The organism is Sphingomonas sp. H160509 (assembly GCF_024124765.2).
Classification (GTDB): Bacteria; Pseudomonadota; Alphaproteobacteria; order Sphingomonadales; family Sphingomonadaceae; genus Sphingomonas.
The window spans coordinates 247771-263599 of sequence record NZ_JAMXSR020000001.1 but is presented as its reverse complement, the minus strand read 5'-3'; the positions used below and the strand labels follow the sequence as shown (position 1 = coordinate 263599).

The following is a 15829-nucleotide window of genomic DNA, read 5'->3' as shown; positions in this document are numbered from 1 at the left end:
CCCGTCCTGACGGCGTAAAAAGGACTAGACTAATAAGTACCACATATAGCAGACTACGGGATGTTTATCCGAGCCTATCTTCGCGCTTCTACCTCCGAACAGGATGCGTCGCGCGCCAAGAGCGCCCTCGACGTGTTTGCGACCGAGCACGGGCTTCGGATTGCGGCCCGCTATGTCGAAAACGAAAGTGGAGCCAAGCTTCACCGGCCAGAGCTGTTCCGCCTGCTTTCGGATTGCGAGCCGGGAGACGTGCTCTTGGTCGAGCAGGTTGATCGGCTTTCCCGCCTCACCTCCCCAGACTGGATCAAACTGCGGAATCTAATCGACGCCAAGCAGGTCCGGGTTGTTGCACTCGACCTGCCGACGTCGTGGATCCTGACGGCACCGACGGATGAGTTCACCGGCCGAATGTTCGCAGCGGTCAACGCCATGATGTTGGACGTACTCGCCGCGGTTGCCCGTAAGGACTATGAGGATCGCCGTCGTCGACAAGCCGAAGGCACCGCAAAAGCCAAGGCAGCGGGCCTTTATAAGGGACGTCCCGAGAACAAGACCCGCAACGCTGCGATCTCGAGCCTTCTTCGCGATGGCCGAAGCTGGCGCGATATAATGGATGCGACTGGGTGCAGTCGAACGCTGCTAGCCAAGATTGCTCGTGATCGCCGTCGTCAGGCAGAGGCTGACGCAGCAATGTCAGACGCGCACCCTTAATGTGTTCAGGCAGACTCTAGACCCTCATAATGAGGTGTCCGATTTCTCTGCTATCGACCCTGTTTGAACGGGTTTTGTGTACCAAAGCCCATGCCCACTCAGGGTATACCCGGATTGACGCTAAGCACGACGTCCCGCCCTTTTGTGGTAGGTGACGGAAAACCTCTGGATTTTGGTTTCCGCACAATCGGACAAAGCGACAGGGTTTGTCGCATGTGCCGGGGATAGGTTAGAGCAGCCCCCGTCACCTGACCTGCCGCCCGAAGACAATCATGTGTTTTCCGACAGTGTGCGGATGGCAGTTGGCGCTAGAGAGCTGGTAAACCGTTACCAGCCCCACCCCCCTAAAAATACGATCTAGAGCGGATTCCTTTCAGTCCGGGTCATATCCGCATGAGCTGAAGTAGTTGGCGCATTCCTGGGGCTGGAAGAGATCGACCAGCCTGCCGATGAGCGACCACAGGCCGGATACAGTCCTCTCCCCGGCCTTTCGGAGCATTGCCTTGAGGCGGGAAAAGGCCTTCTCGATCGGGTTGAAATCTGGGCTGTAGGGGGGGGGAGGAACAGCAGCCGGGCACCGGCCGCCTCGATCAGTGCGCAGACGCTGGCGCGCTTGTGGCTGGACAGGTTGTCCATGATCACCACGTCGCCGTGCCTGAGGTCGGGAACGAGAACCTGACCGACATAGGCTTCGAACCAGTCGCCGTTGATCGGGCCATCGAGCACCATCGGCGCGACCATGCCGGTCATGCGCAGCCCGGCGACCAGTGTGGTCGTCTTGCGATGGCCATGCGGGTAGCCCATCCGCAGACGCTCGCCCCGACGGCATCGGCCGTGGCTCCGGGTCATGTTGGTTGCCGTCCAGGTTTCATCGATGAACACCAGCCGCTCGGGATCGAGGTCGAGCTGAGCGTCGAACCAGTCCTCGCGCGCGCTCAGGACGTCGGCGCGATCCTGCTCGACCGCGTGGCCGGTCTTTTTTTACGCGTGATGCCGTGGCGTGTGAAGAAACGGTGCAGCGTCGAGATCGCCACCGTCACGCCCGCTTGGCCCAGCTCGCGGCGCAGCTCGTCCAGCGTGATGTCGCGGCGGGCCCCGTACAGCGCCAGGACCGTGTCCCGGTGCGCCTCGATCCGGCGTGACCGCGTGTCCCCGCCCTGCGGCTTGGCGGCATAGGCGCCCGTGCTGCGGCGCTGGTCATGCCACCGGATCACCGTCGCGGCCGCTACACCGAACCGCCGTGCCGCAGCCCGGCAGCTGATCCCCTCATCAACCGCAGCCAGCGCTCGCGATCTCAAGTCCATCGATAACGGCTTGCCCATCCACGCCGGCCTCCATCCAGCCAGCACCCTGAATCAGATCGGCGCGGCCGTGTGAATCCCTCTTCGACTCACATCGACCGGAAACCGCTCTAAACCACGTGCGAATTGGCGACTGGGACGGCACGGTTGATCACGACCGTCCGCTTTCATACAACGGCTGGCATTTCGAGATAGGTTGCTTCCGGCGGGTCGTTGAGTGGGATTGACTTCAGTCCCGTCTTGCGTCCACGAGGCGGCCGATCAGGGCATCTACTTCGGTCGTGGATCCTAGCGTCTGATGAACGACGCCGATCTCGCGTCGGGGCGCGTCGGCACCGAGCAGGATACGCCGAACGCGGTTCGGCGATAGCTCCAACCCCTCCGTGATGGGGACGATCGCACACCCGATCCCGCTTTCCACAAGCGCGACCATAGCTTGGATCTCGTCAGCTTCGAGCCATTCCTGTGGAAGGACACCCTCCCGACGAAGGAAGCGATCCACCTGCCGACCGCCGAAGGAGGAACGATCGTAACGTATGAACGGCCACGTCGCGACGATCGCTCGCCAGTCCTGATCCTCATCGACCATCCGCGGCGCCAGCAGGGCATAGTCCTCCGTGACCAAGGGGACCCAGGCGAGGTTCGATGGAAGATCGAAGGCCGGACGGATAACGATGGCAAGCTCAAGCTCGCCAGCATCGACCCTGTCCAGAAGCTGCAGCGAGACACCGGGCACCAGATGGATGCGGCAGGTGGGGAACTGCGCCCCGAACGATACGAGCGCCCGCGCGACGAGCGTCGTCTGAACTGAGGCGATGGCGCCGATCCGTAGATGCCCGCCCGTCTCCTCGTGGCGAACTGGGTCTGCCAAAGCGTCGAACGCCGCGACGAGGTCCTCGGCACGTTCCAAGACACGGACGCCGGCAGCGTTCAAGCGCGCCGATCGGCCTGTGCGCTCGAACAAGAGGAAGCCCAGGGCATCCTCCAGGCGGCGGATGTGTCCGCTCACGGCCGACTGTGTGAGACCAAGCCGCTGTGCCGCGGCGGCGAACGTGCCGTTCCGTGCCACGGCGATAAGAGTACGAAGTTCCGGAATCATCGTGATTGATGAGATATCGCGTTGCTCACGTTCACGATATACCGTTTTTCATGATGCCGGGTGATTTGGTATGGCAATGACGTCACGCAATCAGGATGCTGCCGATGTCTGTCATTCCACCTTTCCACCTGGCATTTCCCGTCGACGATCTCGACAGGGCGCGCTCCTTCTACGGCGACCTGCTCCGGGTGTCCCGAAGGTCGCAGTTCGGTCGATTGGGTCGACTTCGATTTCTACGGACATCAGATCGTCGCTCACCTCGCACCGCATGAGACTTGTGCCGTATCGGCCAACGCAGTCGATGGTCATGACGTGCCTGTCAGGCATTTTGGCGTCGTGCTGCCGATGGGGGATTGGCAGGCCGCTGCCGAACGGCTGACGGCAGCCGGCGTCGATTTCATCATAAAGCCCTATACACGCTTCAAAGGTGAGCCCGGCGAGCAGGCGACTATGTTCTTCAAGGATCCGAGCGGCAATGCCGTCGAGATGAAAGCTTTCGCTGATCCTTCCAACCTGTTCGCGAAGTGAGCCGGCGGGAAGGGGATATGCGCGAGTGTCGCGTCGCCATCGTGGGCTTCGGCGGGGTCGGCAGGGCCGTGGCGGAAATGCTCCTGTCCCGTCGCGAGCGTTACCGACAGTTTTATCGGACCGACGTGAGGCTGGTTGCCGCCTGCGGATCGCGATCGGGCATCAGCGACCGTGCCGGGTTGGAATTGGATCGTCTGAAGTCGTTTGAGACGGGGGCATCTGGCCCCGACTTCATCCGTACAAGTGGTGCAGACCTGCTGATCGAAGCCGGACCAAGCGACTTCCGCACGGGGGGACCCGGCCTGGCGTACATCGCGTCTGCCCTGTCGGCAGGGAACGATGCGATCGTCATCTCCAAGGGTGCGCTAGTCCATAGCGGACGGCACCTGCGCGATCTCGCGCGTGCGTCGGGCGCGAGGCTCAAGATCAGCGGGGCGACAGCAGCCGCGCTTCCGACGATCGACCTGCTGGACTATGCGCTGCGGGGCTGTTCGATCCTGCGGATCGAGGGCATACTCAATGCAACGACGAATCACCTCCTGCATGCCATGTCGTCGGGCGGCATGGGGTTCGCAGAGTCGTTAGCCGAAGCGCAGGATGCCGGTTTTGCCGAAAGCGATCTGCGCAACGATATCGAAGGCTGGGACACCGCCTGCAAGGTGCTGCTTCTCGCCAACTTTGGATTGGATGCAGATCTGACGATGGAGGACGTATCCGTTGAAGGCATCCAGTCGATCTCAGAAGCTCGGATTGCGGCATGGCGCGCGGAAGCGCTGGTACCCAAGCTCGTCGGCCGCATCTGGTATGAGGGCGGGACGGCACGCGCCAGCGTCGGCGTACAGGCCCTCGATCAGGCCGACCCGCTTGCCCACGTCACCGACAATAACAAGGCGATTCGGATCACCACCGATTTCATGGGCGATGTCGTAGCCATGGGGGAGGATCGGGGCCGACCGCCACGGCGGCAGCGGCCCTCAAGGATCTCGAACATATTCTCGCGGATCGTCTCTTGGCGGCTGAGTGGAAAGACTGACCGCTATCAGCAAGGGCATAGTGCAGAGGCGTCGGGCTTTGCTGGCGGGTTGGAAGCGGGCAGGAACTATGCTCACGACTTGGTCCGGCGGGCAGCAGGGGGGCTGGTGCGCGTTGCTGCAAAGGGAGGGCGAGGGAGAAGGTCACTGCGTTCTCGGAATCGAACGCATCTCGGGAACGACAGGGTTGGAAAGAAAGCAGACGGGCAGCTTTATGGTGCAGTGCAGTAGCTAGCCGACCCAACCGACATTGAGATCGATGGGGAAAATGTTAATCGATACGCGATGTGCGCAGGCCCCTCACTCGATCTCTGTGGCTCACGCTCAAGGCATGGAGCCAGGAAAATCGGGGATGACCCCATTGGATTGCCCCTGCCCTATTTCGAATTATGCAGCCTGCCAAGCGTGGTTGGCGGGCTACAGCGTGGCACTGCTTGCTACCCGAGCCCCCCAAACCCGCAATGCAGACGGATCGGGTAGCATCGACGGCGGCTGCTCGACTTGACGCTGATCGGGGACGCGATTTCCCTGACATGGAAGGGCACGTAGCCCGTTCGTTCCTGGTGTGGCAGCGACAGCTTTCGTCGAACGGCTCACTGCGGAACGTCGGGCGTCAGGTTATCCAGTGGCTGGACGATGTAGAGGGCGAGAACATCATGCCCCTCCATCCTATCGGCTATTGCCAGCGCTTCGAGTAGAAGGGCTTTGAGTTTGTCGTGTTGTTCAAGAGCCATTATTTTGGCCTCCTGTCTCATGCCCGACGCGCGGCGTAACGAGTAGCGGGCGCAATCTAGATCAGGGAAGCCTAGCCGCTGCTATCAATATAAGGCTAATCCGAGTTAAGTTTGTCGCCCTCGAATTTCGTCGGCAAAGGCTGCAATCGGCTCGCTGGACCCAGTAAGACACGCCGGTGCGTTCCCACGTGTACTTTAAGCCAGCATCATCGCCCCATCGGGTGCCTCATAGACCGTAGCGAGCATTGCCTCCACTCGGTCCATTCCCGATTGGGTCAGTCGGAGGTCGATCGTCGCGTCCTGTTCCCACTCAACGATTCCGCGCTGCTGCAACACTGTGACCCATCGGGCGGCGGTTGAGCTTGCGATGCCTGCATATGTCGCGATCTCCCCCAGGCCGATACTACGGCCCTCGGCTTCGGCTAGATAGATCCCGATGAGCACCGATCCGATCGGATCGGTGCTCAGATCGGCGCCGAAAAGCCTGATGCGAGCATCATGGACATGACGTATCCGAAGGGCTGCCTCCCATAGTCTGGCCGGAGGCGGGTCCCGACCGCTCTCGCGCCAAAACAGGGTGCTTATCAAACGGTCAGGGCGTGAGAAGCGCGTGACCAGTAGATTTGCCGCGATGGAGGTGCCGTCGGGCAGCAGGTATCGCTTCTGCAAGCGGATGGGCGCAGCACCTTCCGTCAATGCCGCTAGCATGTCGGCGCTTCGTTTCAGGTCCCGGGGATCGGTGATCTGCCGATAGGATGTCCCGATCACTTCCTCCTCTGGGCGACACAGCAGATCAAGGAAGCCCTGGTCTGCCTGCAGTATGATTCCTTCGAGCGATGATACGCAATGCGCTGCAGGCAATGGTGCCCCCTGATGATTTTAAGATTTAACATATATCAGCCTCAACTCGGTACGACTAGAAAGAGTAGGAGATGGGCTACGGTAATCCTGCGCTCCCCGTGCTTACAGTTGGGGCGTGGCGACCAGTTGACGGGTGATGACAGCTACGCAACCGCGCTCCACAGTTGCACGTGGTGTCACCGATGCAATGCTCGCCGCCTATCTCCCTGTAAATAATCAGGTTTAGCAGATGCTTTTGGGACTGGCGTTCTATTGCTCGAGCCGTAGAGCTTCGCCGCCATCAGGAAATTGTGATAACCGCGGTCTGTCTACGCCGCTCAAAACCAAGGCACGGCCCCGGTAATACCGGCTGATACAAACATGACGGCGCATAACAGGACGCTCCACTTGAGACTGAAGCGCTGATGCGCGCCAAGCTCGACTTTCGACAAGCCGATCAGCACATAGAGCGCGCCCACCAGCGGGCTGAGCTGGTGAACCGGTTGGCCGAGGAGAGATGCGCGGGCAATCACATCGGCACCGATGCCATAGCTTTGAGCGGCCTTCGCGAGGACCGGGACGACCCCGAAGTAGAAGGCGTCGTTCGACAGGAAGAAGGTGAACGGCATGCTCAGGAACGCGGTCATGAGCGGCAGGAAGCGCCCGCCACCATCGGGGATTATATAGATGACGCTCTTTGCCAGGGCGTCGGTCATGCCCGTTCCAGACAACACGCCTGTGAACACGCCAGCGGCGAAGATGACCGACACGACATTCATCACGTTGGACGAATGCGCGTCGATACGCGCACGCTGATCCCTGACTTTGGGAAAATTGACCGTCAGCGCGATCGCGAACGCCAGCATGAAGAGCAAGGCCAGCGGCATGATGTCGAGAACGAGGACGGCCATCAGCGACACCGTCAGCGCAAGGTTGAAGCGCTGCAACCATACCGGTCGATCGACGACCGCACGCACCGGAACGTCCTCGAGTTCGTCGGAACCGGCTTTCGGGGCAGAGCCGCCTTTCACTATATCGACCAGGCCGAGGCGGCGTCGCTCGGTGAGGCCGAGATAATATGCGATACTTAACGCTGCGAGGCATGTGATGAAGACCGTCGGGGCGAGCGGTACGAACACTTCGGACGGACTCAGCTTGAGCGACGACATCACGCGCACAGTCGGACCACCCCACGGCGCGATGTTGAGGATGCTGTTCGGCAGCATCGTTACCGCCGGTAGGATCATCGGATTGATGCCGAGCCGCCGATGCAGCGGCATCATCGCGGTGATGCAGATCATGTAGGTGGTCGAACCGTCGCCATCGAGTGAGACCACCATTGCGAGTATCGCCGAACCTACGATCACCCTTACGGGGTCGCCATGACAAATGCGAACCACGAACCGCACGAGCGGATCGAACAGGCCCACGTCGATCATCAACCCGAAATACAGGATCGCGAACAGCATCAGGACGGCGGTGGGCACGATCGTCTTGAGGCCGTCGATCGCCATGTCCGGGATCTGCGTCGTAAAGCCCGCCATCGCTGCGAAGGCGATGGGGATGACGATCAGCGCGATGAGCGCCGACAGCCTGTTCGTCATGATGGCCGCCATGAAGACGCCGACCATGAGATACGCTAAAACAGTCAGCATGAGGTACCTCCTCCGATTGGGGCAATTGCGACCCGCGCGCGTGTTTTAAGTGCATTGGCCCCACCGAGGCGCACGATCCTGCTCATGAGAACAGCGTGCCCAGACCGGTGACAGGGGCGTACCAGCCATCGACGATCATCCGGACCGCGACGTAGAGAATGACGAATAGACCGACGTAGGCGACCCAACGGTAACGCCCGATCACGCGCGCCAGCAGGTTGGCGGCAAGACCCATGAGAGCGACCGACAGCATCAGCCCGACGATGAGAATGCCGGGGTGCGCACGGGCAGCCCCCTGCAACCGCCAGCACATTGTCGAGGCTCATGCTCACGTCGGCGATCGCGACGGACCATGCGGCGGCTGCGAAGCTCTTCGGAACGGAAACGCCGACCTGTTTGATCAAGGCTTCGTCTTCGGCGGCGCCGCCGGCGGAGGACAATTCGCGCCACATCTTCCACGCCACCCAGACGAGCAGCAGCCCACCTGCGAAAACCAAGCCGACGACCTGCATGAGTTGCGTGATCGCCAGCGCGAATACGATGCGCAGAACAAGCGCCGCGGCGATCCCGATAACGATGACTTTTCGGCGTGACGTCGGCGGTAGTCCCGCGGCAAGCGCGCCGACGACGATCGCGTTGTCCGCGGCCAACATCACGTCAATGAGAATGACCTGCCCGAACGCTGCCAGAGCGGCGCCCGATCTCGAGGTTCGCGAAGTCATCGTAGATATGGGTCCAAACCTCGATCATGAGTCGTCCCGTTCGATGCTGTGCTGTGAAGTCGGCAGGACGTGCTGAAACACGGCCATCAGAAGCTGACGGAGATGCGCGTGGCGTAGGTCTCGCCGTCGTCGGGGCCGATGTAGGCGCCGCCCTGGTTGTCGGTGTTCCAATGCGTCGCGTTGAACATGACCCGAGTGAAGGAGTTCAGATACCAGTTCACGCCCAGGGTCGTTTCCCACCCCTTCGCCGGGGGTGGGAATGTTGGAGAAGCGCAGCGTTTCGTAGCGGGCGGTCAGCTCGATCGCCCCGGTGCCGCCGTCGAAGACCGGTCGCTTCACATCCGGCTGATCGAACTGCCCGGTACGAGGGTTGTAGGGCGGCAGTTCGCCTGTGAGAAAATAGCCACCCGAGAGGCTTGATGCCCTGGTCTGGAACGAGGGCGCGTCGAGGCGGCGAGCGGTGCGGTGGCCGGTCTCGCCCATGATCCATAGCGGCCCTGCATAGCCGCCGAGTTCGGCGCCATACCCCGTCGTCCCCGTGCCGCCATCCAGCGTCCCCGTCTGGACACGCAGAGCACCATTAAACCGGCCACCGATGACGGTGCCACGCGTAAGGTTGCGTTGCGCGGACGAGAGATGCTCGTCGAACATCCAGGCCCCGACATGGACGATGTTTCCGTCGTTCTTGACCGGATTCCAGTGGCCACGCACGATGACCGTTCGTCCATCGGCCACGCGCTGATCGCCGTCGATGCGGTCTCCGGTAAGCTGCGTCGAGAAGTGCCAGGTGGGTCCGAAGATCCGGACCTGGCCGCCAAGGCCGTAATAGCCGCGTTGCGGGACGATGGCGTTGGCGACGACGTTGCGATCGTGGAATGGCGTGGAATCCGACCCGGTGATGCCTTCGAAGCTACGGTCGTTGACCAGGTGACCGAGACGAATGTCGTAGTCCAGCTTGTCGAACAGGTGGTTGCGCCACCCCACATAGGCGGTGACGACGTCAGCGGTGTTCTCCGAGAAGTCCATCTCGAACTGGTAGATGAAGTGCGTGCCGACGGCGCCCTCGATGCCGAGGCGGAGCGCGCGCGCGCCCGTGGTCGTGATGTTGCGTCCGTCATAGCGGGAGCCGACCGTCGAACTGACATCTTCGATTATCCGGCCGCGGGGCTTGAATGAGAAGCTCCCATCCGCCGACCTGAAGATCGGTGCGCCTGCACCCCATTTCGTGGTGACCCCAGCCGGATTGGCAGCGGCGAGAGCGCGGGCCATGGCGATCGAAGCGTCGGCAGGCCCCGGCGGAACCAGCTGCGGCGCAAAGGGCACCAGCCCGGATTCGGCCGGTAGACCTTGCATGGCCGATGGAGCTTTTGTCGGAACTTGTGCTTGAGCGGTCACTACAGAGGATGGAAGTGCGAGTTGTTGACGATTGGCGGCTTGCTCGACTGCATTCGCTTCGATCGCGTCGAGACGGGCCTTCATCGTCTCGAGCTCTGCTGCCTGTCGAGCCAGCAGATCCTTCTGCTCCCGGACCACGACGAGGGAGGTCTTTGCGTTCGATGGCTTTGTTCTGCGCGTAAGCGGGTGCAGCCAGGACGACGAGGCTCGTCGCCGCGGCACCGTAGGCGGCCTTCAGGTCCCCACGCAGGCGGCGGACGCGCTGGCATGGAGTATCAGGGTAAAGCGTGTTCGACTGTGCGATCGTCATGGCAAAGCTCTCCTGATCGCCGTCTTCGTCTTGATGCGAAGTGGACGTATCGTCGTGTAGGGTCGTGGATGGGCCTGCAGTCTGCGCAGGTCCGGTTCGGCATGATCCGGGCTAGCTGCCCGGCCTCAGAATCCCGTCAGCACCAGTTCGACATGATAGACCTCCGGGGGTTCGGCAAAATGTGGTGCGGTAAGCGCACGCCATTCGGCAAACCCCTCGGTCGCGCGGAAGGTCACCATGTGATCTTCAACGCTGTCCCAGCCCACTACCAGCCGGTAGGCGAGGGAGTCTTCGATGGTACGCTCGAGTCTGAAGCTGCGGCAGCCCTTGGCCACCCTGAAATGCCACTCGGCGGCTTTTACTGCAGCTTCGAAAGCCTGCTTCGAGTCAGGCTTGATCCTGATATGCGCGATTTCGTGGATCATGTGCGGGACTCCCGATCGATGCTCGGTTCTAGTGGCGTGATGCGATCGTAATGGTCGGCCCACGCCAGGCCTTCGGCAGCGCCGGCCGCAGGCACGTATTCCAGGCCGATCACGCCGGCGTAGCCGACAGTCGCCAGAGCCTCGAAGAAGGCCGGGAAGTCGATCGTGCCGCTGCCCGGTTCGTGTCGGCCGGGATCGTCGGCGATCTGTACGTGGCGGAACACCCTCCCCCATTCCCGTGTGAACTGCGCTGGATCGACGTTGCTCTGCGCGGCATGGAAGGCGTCGAAGGTCATGAACAGGTTGTCCCTCGCGACTGCGGCGATCGCTCGGGGTGGCCTTGTCCGGGTGGTTCATGAAGTAGCCGGCGAGCGTGCCGGCCCCGATCGGCTCGACGTTGACGTTCATGCCAGCGCGGGCAGCCAAGTCGCAGCTATACGCGACGTTGCGGATGTAGACGTCCCAACTCTCCGCGTCGCTGGCGCCCTGCGTCTGTACGCCCGACATCGGGTGGATGTACCGGGTGCCGAGAACCCGTGCATAGACGATCGCCTCATCCACACTGGCGCGAAAGTCTGCTTCGCGCCCGATCATCGCGGCCAGACCCTTTTCACCGGGATCGCCCATCGGCGTGGCGATCTGAACCATGTGCAGGTCGTTGAGCTTGCACAGGTCAGAGGCTTCGTCGGGTGCAAGCGCGTAGGGCGCCGGGTGTTCGACGAACCTGAAGCCACAGCGCGAAGCAGCGGCAAAGCGATCGCGCAGCGCGTGTTCCGTGAACAGGTAGCCCAGATGGGCGCAAAGCGGGAATCTCGTCATGGCGCGAAAGGCAGCGCGTCGAGACAGTCCCAGTCCTTCGCCAACGTCGCGAGGTCCGTCAACGTGTCCTGCGGAAGTGCCAGACCAGTTTCGAGAAGCCGCACCTCGCTGCGCGCTTCGAGTTCGCCAGGGTAGAATATCTCGTCGTGGCCGGCGGCCAGCGGCGTAGCCTTCAGTTCGGCGATCATCTGCTCCATGCGCTCGGCGAACTCGCCCTGGGTCTGGAACGCCTCGATATCGAGCGCGATCATCATGTGCCCCGCCCCGCCGGGCTTTTCCGTCTGATAGGGTCCGTTGACGCGGGTTCCGAACTGGCTGCCGCTGAGCACGCCCGAAAGCATATCCATCATTACCGCGATCCCGTAGCCCTTGTGGCCAGCCATCGGCAACGTTACGCCGCCAAGTGCGGCGACTGGATCGGTGGTCGGCTGGCCATCGGCATCCAGAGCCCAGCCGAGCGGGATCTGAACGCCCTTCTGCCGTGCGAGATAGATCTTGCCGCGCGCCACGCCCGTATTGGCGATATCCAACACCATCGGCGGCAGGGACCCTGCGGGAGCCGCCCATGACCATGGATTAGTGCCCACGGTCTTGCTGCGCCCGCCCCACGGCGGCATCGCCGGGCTGGCGTTGGTCGAGAGGAATGCGACGCAGCCGGCCCGAGCAGCCATGAGCGTGAAATACATCGCGGTGCCGAAGTGGTTGGAGTTCCGCACCGCCACCGCGGCGATGCCGTGCGCCTTGGCACGGTCGATCGCGAGTTCGGTCGCACGGGCGGTCGAGACCTGACCCATCGCGTCGTGGCCATCGAGAACCAGGACGGCGCCGGAATCCATCACAAGTTCCGGCACCGCGTCGGCGATCACGGCTCGTGACGCCAACCGCCCAACATACCAGGGCAGGCGCATGACGCCGTGGGTCTGATGACCCCACAGATCCGCCTTGACGAGCGTGTCCGCTGCCAGATGCGCATCGTCGCGCATCATTCCCGCACGCTCGTAGATGAGCGCCGCGAACCGGGTCAGAGCGTCCGCTTCCACGATCGGGGACGTCTCGCGCTGAGCCACGGTCATCGTCCGCCGTGCTCATCGTCGATACGACGCGTCTCGCCCGTGGCGACGAGAGTGCGGTCGGCATCGATGGAGCCATACACCCAGAAGATCCGCATCTTCGCGGTCGCCGACGTGTTTCGGAAGAAGTGGTGGATGCCGGCGGGAATGAAGGTGGTGTCGCCGGGTTCGACGCGCTGCTCGATCCCATCGATCGTCGCGATCGCCTCGCCTTCGAGCAACATCACGCTTTCTTCGCAGTTGTGATAGTGCAGCGGTACCGCGCATCCCGGGTCAAACTCGGTGATGCCGTTGATGAAGGCGGTAGCGCCGATCCCCGACCGGACGAGCGGATAGGTCCGCACACCGCCGCCCCGGTCCTTCGGTGTGATCTCCGAAGGACGCAGCACGAGCGGACTGGCTGTGGTTGCATTCGACATGGCATTCTCCTGACGACTCGAGGTCAGCCCTGCGCGGGGCCGATCCAGACGGTCTTGATGTTGGTGAATTCGCGCATTCCGATGATGCCCAGCTCACGGCCGTAGCCCGAGCGCTTGATGCCGCCGAAGGGCAGGCGGGGGTCGGAGGCGACGATGCCGTTGATGAACACCGCTCCGGCATCGATGCGCTTGGCGAGAGCGCGGGCCCTCGCCGTGTCGGCTGTCCAGATCGACGCGCCGAGCCCGAACTCGGTGTCGTTGGCGATCCTTATGGCTTCGTTCTCGTCCTTCACCCGGATGATCGCTGCGACCGGACCGAAGGTCTCCTCTCGGGCTGCCGTCATCTCTTGCGTGACGCGGTCGATGATCGTCGGCGCATAGTAGAAGCCGGGTCGATCGAGCGGGGCACCACCGGTGACCAGGGTCGCCCCCTGCCCCAACGTATCCTTCACCTGGCGGTCCAACTCGTCGCGAAGGTTGGCGCGCGCCATCGGGCCGATCTGCGTGGCGCGATCCTTCGGGTCGCCGATCACCAGCGCCTCGACGTTGCGCTTGAACGCGGCGACGAACGCATCGGCAACGCTGTCATCGACGATGAATCGCTTCGCGTTGACGCAGCTCTGCCCGACATTGGTGTAGCGCGCCTTTATCGCCATCGCCGCGGCCGTCGCGATGTCTGCATCGGCCAGCACGATGAACGGATCTGAGCCGCCCAGTTCCAGAACCTGCTTCTTCAGCGCCTTGCCCGCCTGCGACGCTACGATCGTTCCGACGTGCGTCGAGCCTGTCAGCGTCACGGCGGCGATCCGATCATCGGCGATCAGCCCGGCCACCTCGCCAGGTTGCAGCAGCAGCACCTTCGCAAGGCCGTCCGGGCAATCAGCCTTGTCCAATATGTCCTGAATGAGCATCGCGCATTGCGGCACGTTGTTCGCGTGCTTGAGGATCGTGCCGTTGCCCGCAGCAAGGGCCGGCGCGGCAAAGCGGAAGAACTGCCACAGCGGATAGTTCCAGGGCATGATCGCCAGGATCACACCCAGAGGCTCATAGCTCAGAAGACTCTCGCACGCGTTCGATGCGATGGCCTCGTCGGCGAGATAGGCCGCAGCGTGTTCGGCATAGAAGTCGCAATTCATCGCGCACTTCTCGACTTCACCTTCGGCCTCGGCGATCGGCTTGCCGACTTCCAGCGCGATCAGTTCGGCATAGCGCGACAGATCGGCGCGAAGCACCCGAGCGATACGGCGCAGCAACTCGACCCGATCTTCGATGGCAACCTGACGCCAGACCTTCTGCGCCTCGACCGCCTGAGTCAGCGCTGCTTCGACGAACGCGGGGTCATGGTCCTCCAGACGTGCGAGTTCGTCGCCGGAAGCCGGATTGATCGAGAGCTGCATTGGAATCCTCGAGTGTTTGCACCTGCCCGCATACTGCGAGCTGGTATTATGTAGCGAAACTATACCTACAAACAGGCCTGGTATTGCGCAAGCACAAAATACCAGCGATGGTCATTCGATGAAGACCACCGCATTATCGACGCAGCTTGCGGCGCAGATCACCGATCTGATCGCATCAGGCATATTGAAGGTAGGGGAACGGGTAACGGAGCGCGGTTTGGCGGAGCGTCTGCGGGTGTCGCGCTCGCCGGTGCGTGGGGCGCTCTCGGTACTTCGCGTGCAGGGCCTCGTCGAAGAAGCGGACGACGGCAGCACACGGATCGCGCCGACGTTGCAAGATACGGTGCCGAAGTCCATCATAGCAGCGCCTGCTGCAGATGATGAGCAGGTGTATTTCCAGATCGCGGACGACCGACTCAACGGCAAGCTCCCCGATCGCCTGACCGAAAGCGAGTTCCTACGTCGCTATCCCGTCACGCGCGGAAAGCTCGGTCATATCCTGAGACGAATGGTCGAAGAGGGATGGATCGCACGTCTGCCGGGAAATGGCTGGGAATTCCTACCCGTCCTCACGTCGCTGGAGGCGTATGACGACAGCTACCGGTTCCGATTGCTGATCGAACCAGCGGCGATCCTTGAGCCGCGCTTCGCGCTCGACACAGAGATCCTGCAGGTTGTCCGCCAGCAGCAGCAGTGGTTGATCGACGGCGCGATCCACGACGTCAGCGACATAACACTGTTCGAGTTGAACACCGGGCTTCACCAGGCGATCGCGGGTTGCAGCCGCAACACCTTCTTCATCGATCTCGCTCAGGCGGATCGATCAGTTGCGCAGACTGATAGACTACAAGCAGATGCTCGACCGGAACACGGCGAAGGGCCGGTGCCGTGAGCATGTTCACATGGTGGATCTCCTTCTGACGGATCGCAGGCAGGAGGCGTCTGACTACATGCGCGCCCATCTTTCCTCACTTGCGATATTGAAAAGCAGAGCAAGGGCGGAAGTCGTCGCCGGGCCATCGAACCCGGATTTGCAAGGCTGATTCCAAATGTTTCGAGCGTCGTCTAGGCGCCGAACTGCTGGTTGTAGTTCATGACTGCCCGAGCCCCGTCTGAGCAAGCCGCTCGACCACCAACAACCGTCTCAATTGCACAGAGTGCGCAGCGGCGTTCCTTTCCTGGTACTCCGCTAGACCTTCTGCAAGCCTTGTCGACGCTTCACGTGCTGGCGACGAGCCGGGAGCCGCTTCGCACCGCGGGGGAGCGAGTCGTCAGGCTTGAGACGCTTGCGGCTCCGTCAGGCGACGGACCGATATCCGTGAACTCATCACGCGCTGGATTTCCGAAAATATTATTAATTTCGAGAAAGCGAC

The 15829-nt window shown here is 62.0% G+C and carries 13 protein-coding genes and 4 pseudogenes; 4 read left to right on the top strand and 13 right to left on the bottom strand.

Features of this window, described 5'->3' with window-relative positions; all coding sequences use genetic code 11:
- Nucleotides 1-60: 60 nt before the first annotated feature.
- Nucleotides 61-711 (top strand): recombinase family protein, encoded by a 651-nt coding sequence (locus NHF48_RS01375; protein WP_056476515.1) that lies wholly within the window; start codon nucleotides 61-63, stop codon nucleotides 709-711.
- A gap of 373 nt (nucleotides 712-1084) precedes the next feature.
- On the opposite strand, the pseudogene NHF48_RS01370 reads toward NHF48_RS01375, so the two are convergent.
- Both NHF48_RS01370 and NHF48_RS01365 read right to left on the bottom strand, forming a co-directional pair.
- A pseudogene (locus tag NHF48_RS01370) lies at nucleotides 1085-2033 on the bottom strand (IS630 family transposase).
- Nucleotides 2034-2241: 208 nt separating this feature from the next.
- On the bottom strand, nucleotides 2242-3111 hold the full coding sequence (locus tag NHF48_RS01365) for a LysR family transcriptional regulator (RefSeq protein WP_253069803.1): 870 nt from the start codon (nucleotides 3109-3111) through the stop codon (nucleotides 2242-2244).
- Between the two features lie 104 nt (nucleotides 3112-3215).
- On the opposite strand from NHF48_RS01365, the pseudogene NHF48_RS01360 reads away from it, so the two are divergent.
- Together NHF48_RS01360 and NHF48_RS01355 are read left to right on the top strand one after the other, a co-directional pair.
- Nucleotides 3216-3639, top strand: a pseudogene (locus NHF48_RS01360) (VOC family protein).
- 17 nt (nucleotides 3640-3656) lie between these two features.
- The gene (locus NHF48_RS01355; RefSeq protein ID WP_342454535.1) at nucleotides 3657-4901 is read left to right on the top strand and encodes a homoserine dehydrogenase; all 1245 of its coding nucleotides are present in this window, start codon (nucleotides 3657-3659) and stop codon (nucleotides 4899-4901) included.
- Nucleotides 4902-5263: 362 nt separating this feature from the next.
- On the opposite strand, the gene NHF48_RS01350 is transcribed toward NHF48_RS01355, so the two are convergent.
- The 11 genes and pseudogenes from NHF48_RS01350 to NHF48_RS01305 form a co-directional block, all read right to left on the bottom strand.
- Nucleotides 5264-5425: a hypothetical protein gene (locus tag NHF48_RS01350; protein WP_253069802.1), complete on the bottom strand. Its 162-nt coding sequence runs from the start codon at nucleotides 5423-5425 to the stop codon at nucleotides 5264-5266.
- A 174-nt stretch (nucleotides 5426-5599) separates the two neighbouring features.
- Nucleotides 5600-6172, bottom strand: coding sequence for a helix-turn-helix domain-containing protein (locus tag NHF48_RS01345; RefSeq protein ID WP_253069801.1), 573 nt, complete (start codon nucleotides 6170-6172; stop codon nucleotides 5600-5602).
- Nucleotides 6173-6582: 410 nt separating this feature from the next.
- Nucleotides 6583-7899 (bottom strand): CitMHS family transporter, encoded by a 1317-nt coding sequence (locus NHF48_RS01340; protein WP_253069800.1) that lies wholly within the window; start codon nucleotides 7897-7899, stop codon nucleotides 6583-6585.
- 82 nt (nucleotides 7900-7981) lie between these two features.
- Nucleotides 7982-8649 (bottom strand): annotated as a pseudogene (locus NHF48_RS01335) (YjbE family putative metal transport protein).
- The gene (locus NHF48_RS01330; protein WP_342454534.1) at nucleotides 8646-9890 is read right to left on the bottom strand and encodes an OprO/OprP family phosphate-selective porin; all 1245 of its coding nucleotides are present in this window, start codon (nucleotides 9888-9890) and stop codon (nucleotides 8646-8648) included. Before NHF48_RS01330 ends, NHF48_RS01335 begins: the two are co-directional and overlap by 4 nt.
- Before the next feature lie 561 nt (nucleotides 9891-10451).
- Complete coding sequence (locus NHF48_RS01325; protein WP_253069799.1) at nucleotides 10452-10751, bottom strand: putative quinol monooxygenase; 300 nt, start codon at nucleotides 10749-10751, stop codon at nucleotides 10452-10454.
- On the bottom strand, nucleotides 10748-11077 hold the full coding sequence (locus NHF48_RS01320) for a TIM barrel protein (protein ID WP_263816612.1): 330 nt from the start codon (nucleotides 11075-11077) through the stop codon (nucleotides 10748-10750). Before NHF48_RS01320 ends, NHF48_RS01325 begins: the two co-directional genes overlap by 4 nt.
- A gap of 55 nt (nucleotides 11078-11132) precedes the next feature.
- Nucleotides 11133-11570 (bottom strand): annotated as a pseudogene (locus tag NHF48_RS25670) (TIM barrel protein); the annotation flags it as partial.
- Complete coding sequence (locus NHF48_RS01315; protein WP_263816585.1) at nucleotides 11567-12637, bottom strand: Ldh family oxidoreductase; 1071 nt, start codon at nucleotides 12635-12637, stop codon at nucleotides 11567-11569. The pseudogene NHF48_RS25670 and the gene NHF48_RS01315, both read right to left, overlap by 4 nt.
- Before the next feature lie 2 nt (nucleotides 12638-12639).
- Entirely contained in the window at nucleotides 12640-13059 is a 420-nt protein-coding gene (locus NHF48_RS01310; RefSeq protein ID WP_253069796.1) for a cupin domain-containing protein, read from the bottom strand.
- Between the two features lie 23 nt (nucleotides 13060-13082).
- Nucleotides 13083-14456 (bottom strand): NAD-dependent succinate-semialdehyde dehydrogenase, encoded by a 1374-nt coding sequence (locus NHF48_RS01305; RefSeq protein ID WP_253069795.1) that lies wholly within the window; start codon nucleotides 14454-14456, stop codon nucleotides 13083-13085.
- Between NHF48_RS01305 and NHF48_RS01300 the strand changes: the two genes are divergently transcribed.
- Nucleotides 14440-15348, top strand: a complete 909-nt coding sequence (locus NHF48_RS01300) for a GntR family transcriptional regulator (protein WP_263816584.1) — start codon at nucleotides 14440-14442, stop codon at nucleotides 15346-15348. The two genes, NHF48_RS01305 and NHF48_RS01300, sit on opposite strands and share 17 nt — an antisense overlap.
- Nucleotides 15349-15829: the final 481 nt, after the last annotated feature.

Coding starts and splice junctions, on each gene's coding strand:
- NHF48_RS01350 (WP_253069802.1), bottom strand. CDS start 5,425: ATGAGACAGGAGGCCAAAATAATGGCTCTTGAACAACACGACAAACTC.
- NHF48_RS01310 (WP_253069796.1), bottom strand. CDS start 13,059: ATGTCGAATGCAACCACAGCCAGTCCGCTCGTGCTGCGTCCTTCGGAG.
- NHF48_RS01330 (WP_342454534.1), bottom strand. CDS start 9,890: ATGGCCCGCGCTCTCGCCGCTGCCAATCCGGCTGGGGTCACCACGAAA.
- NHF48_RS01325 (WP_253069799.1), bottom strand. CDS start 10,751: ATGATCCACGAAATCGCGCATATCAGGATCAAGCCTGACTCGAAGCAG.
- NHF48_RS01340 (WP_253069800.1), bottom strand. CDS start 7,899: ATGCTGACTGTTTTAGCGTATCTCATGGTCGGCGTCTTCATGGCGGCC.
- NHF48_RS01375 (WP_056476515.1), top strand. CDS start 61: ATGTTTATCCGAGCCTATCTTCGCGCTTCTACCTCCGAACAGGATGCG.
- NHF48_RS01365 (WP_253069803.1), bottom strand. CDS start 3,111: ATGATTCCGGAACTTCGTACTCTTATCGCCGTGGCACGGAACGGCACG.
- NHF48_RS01305 (WP_253069795.1), bottom strand. CDS start 14,456: ATGCAGCTCTCGATCAATCCGGCTTCCGGCGACGAACTCGCACGTCTG.
- NHF48_RS01355 (WP_342454535.1), top strand. CDS start 3,657: ATGCGCGAGTGTCGCGTCGCCATCGTGGGCTTCGGCGGGGTCGGCAGG.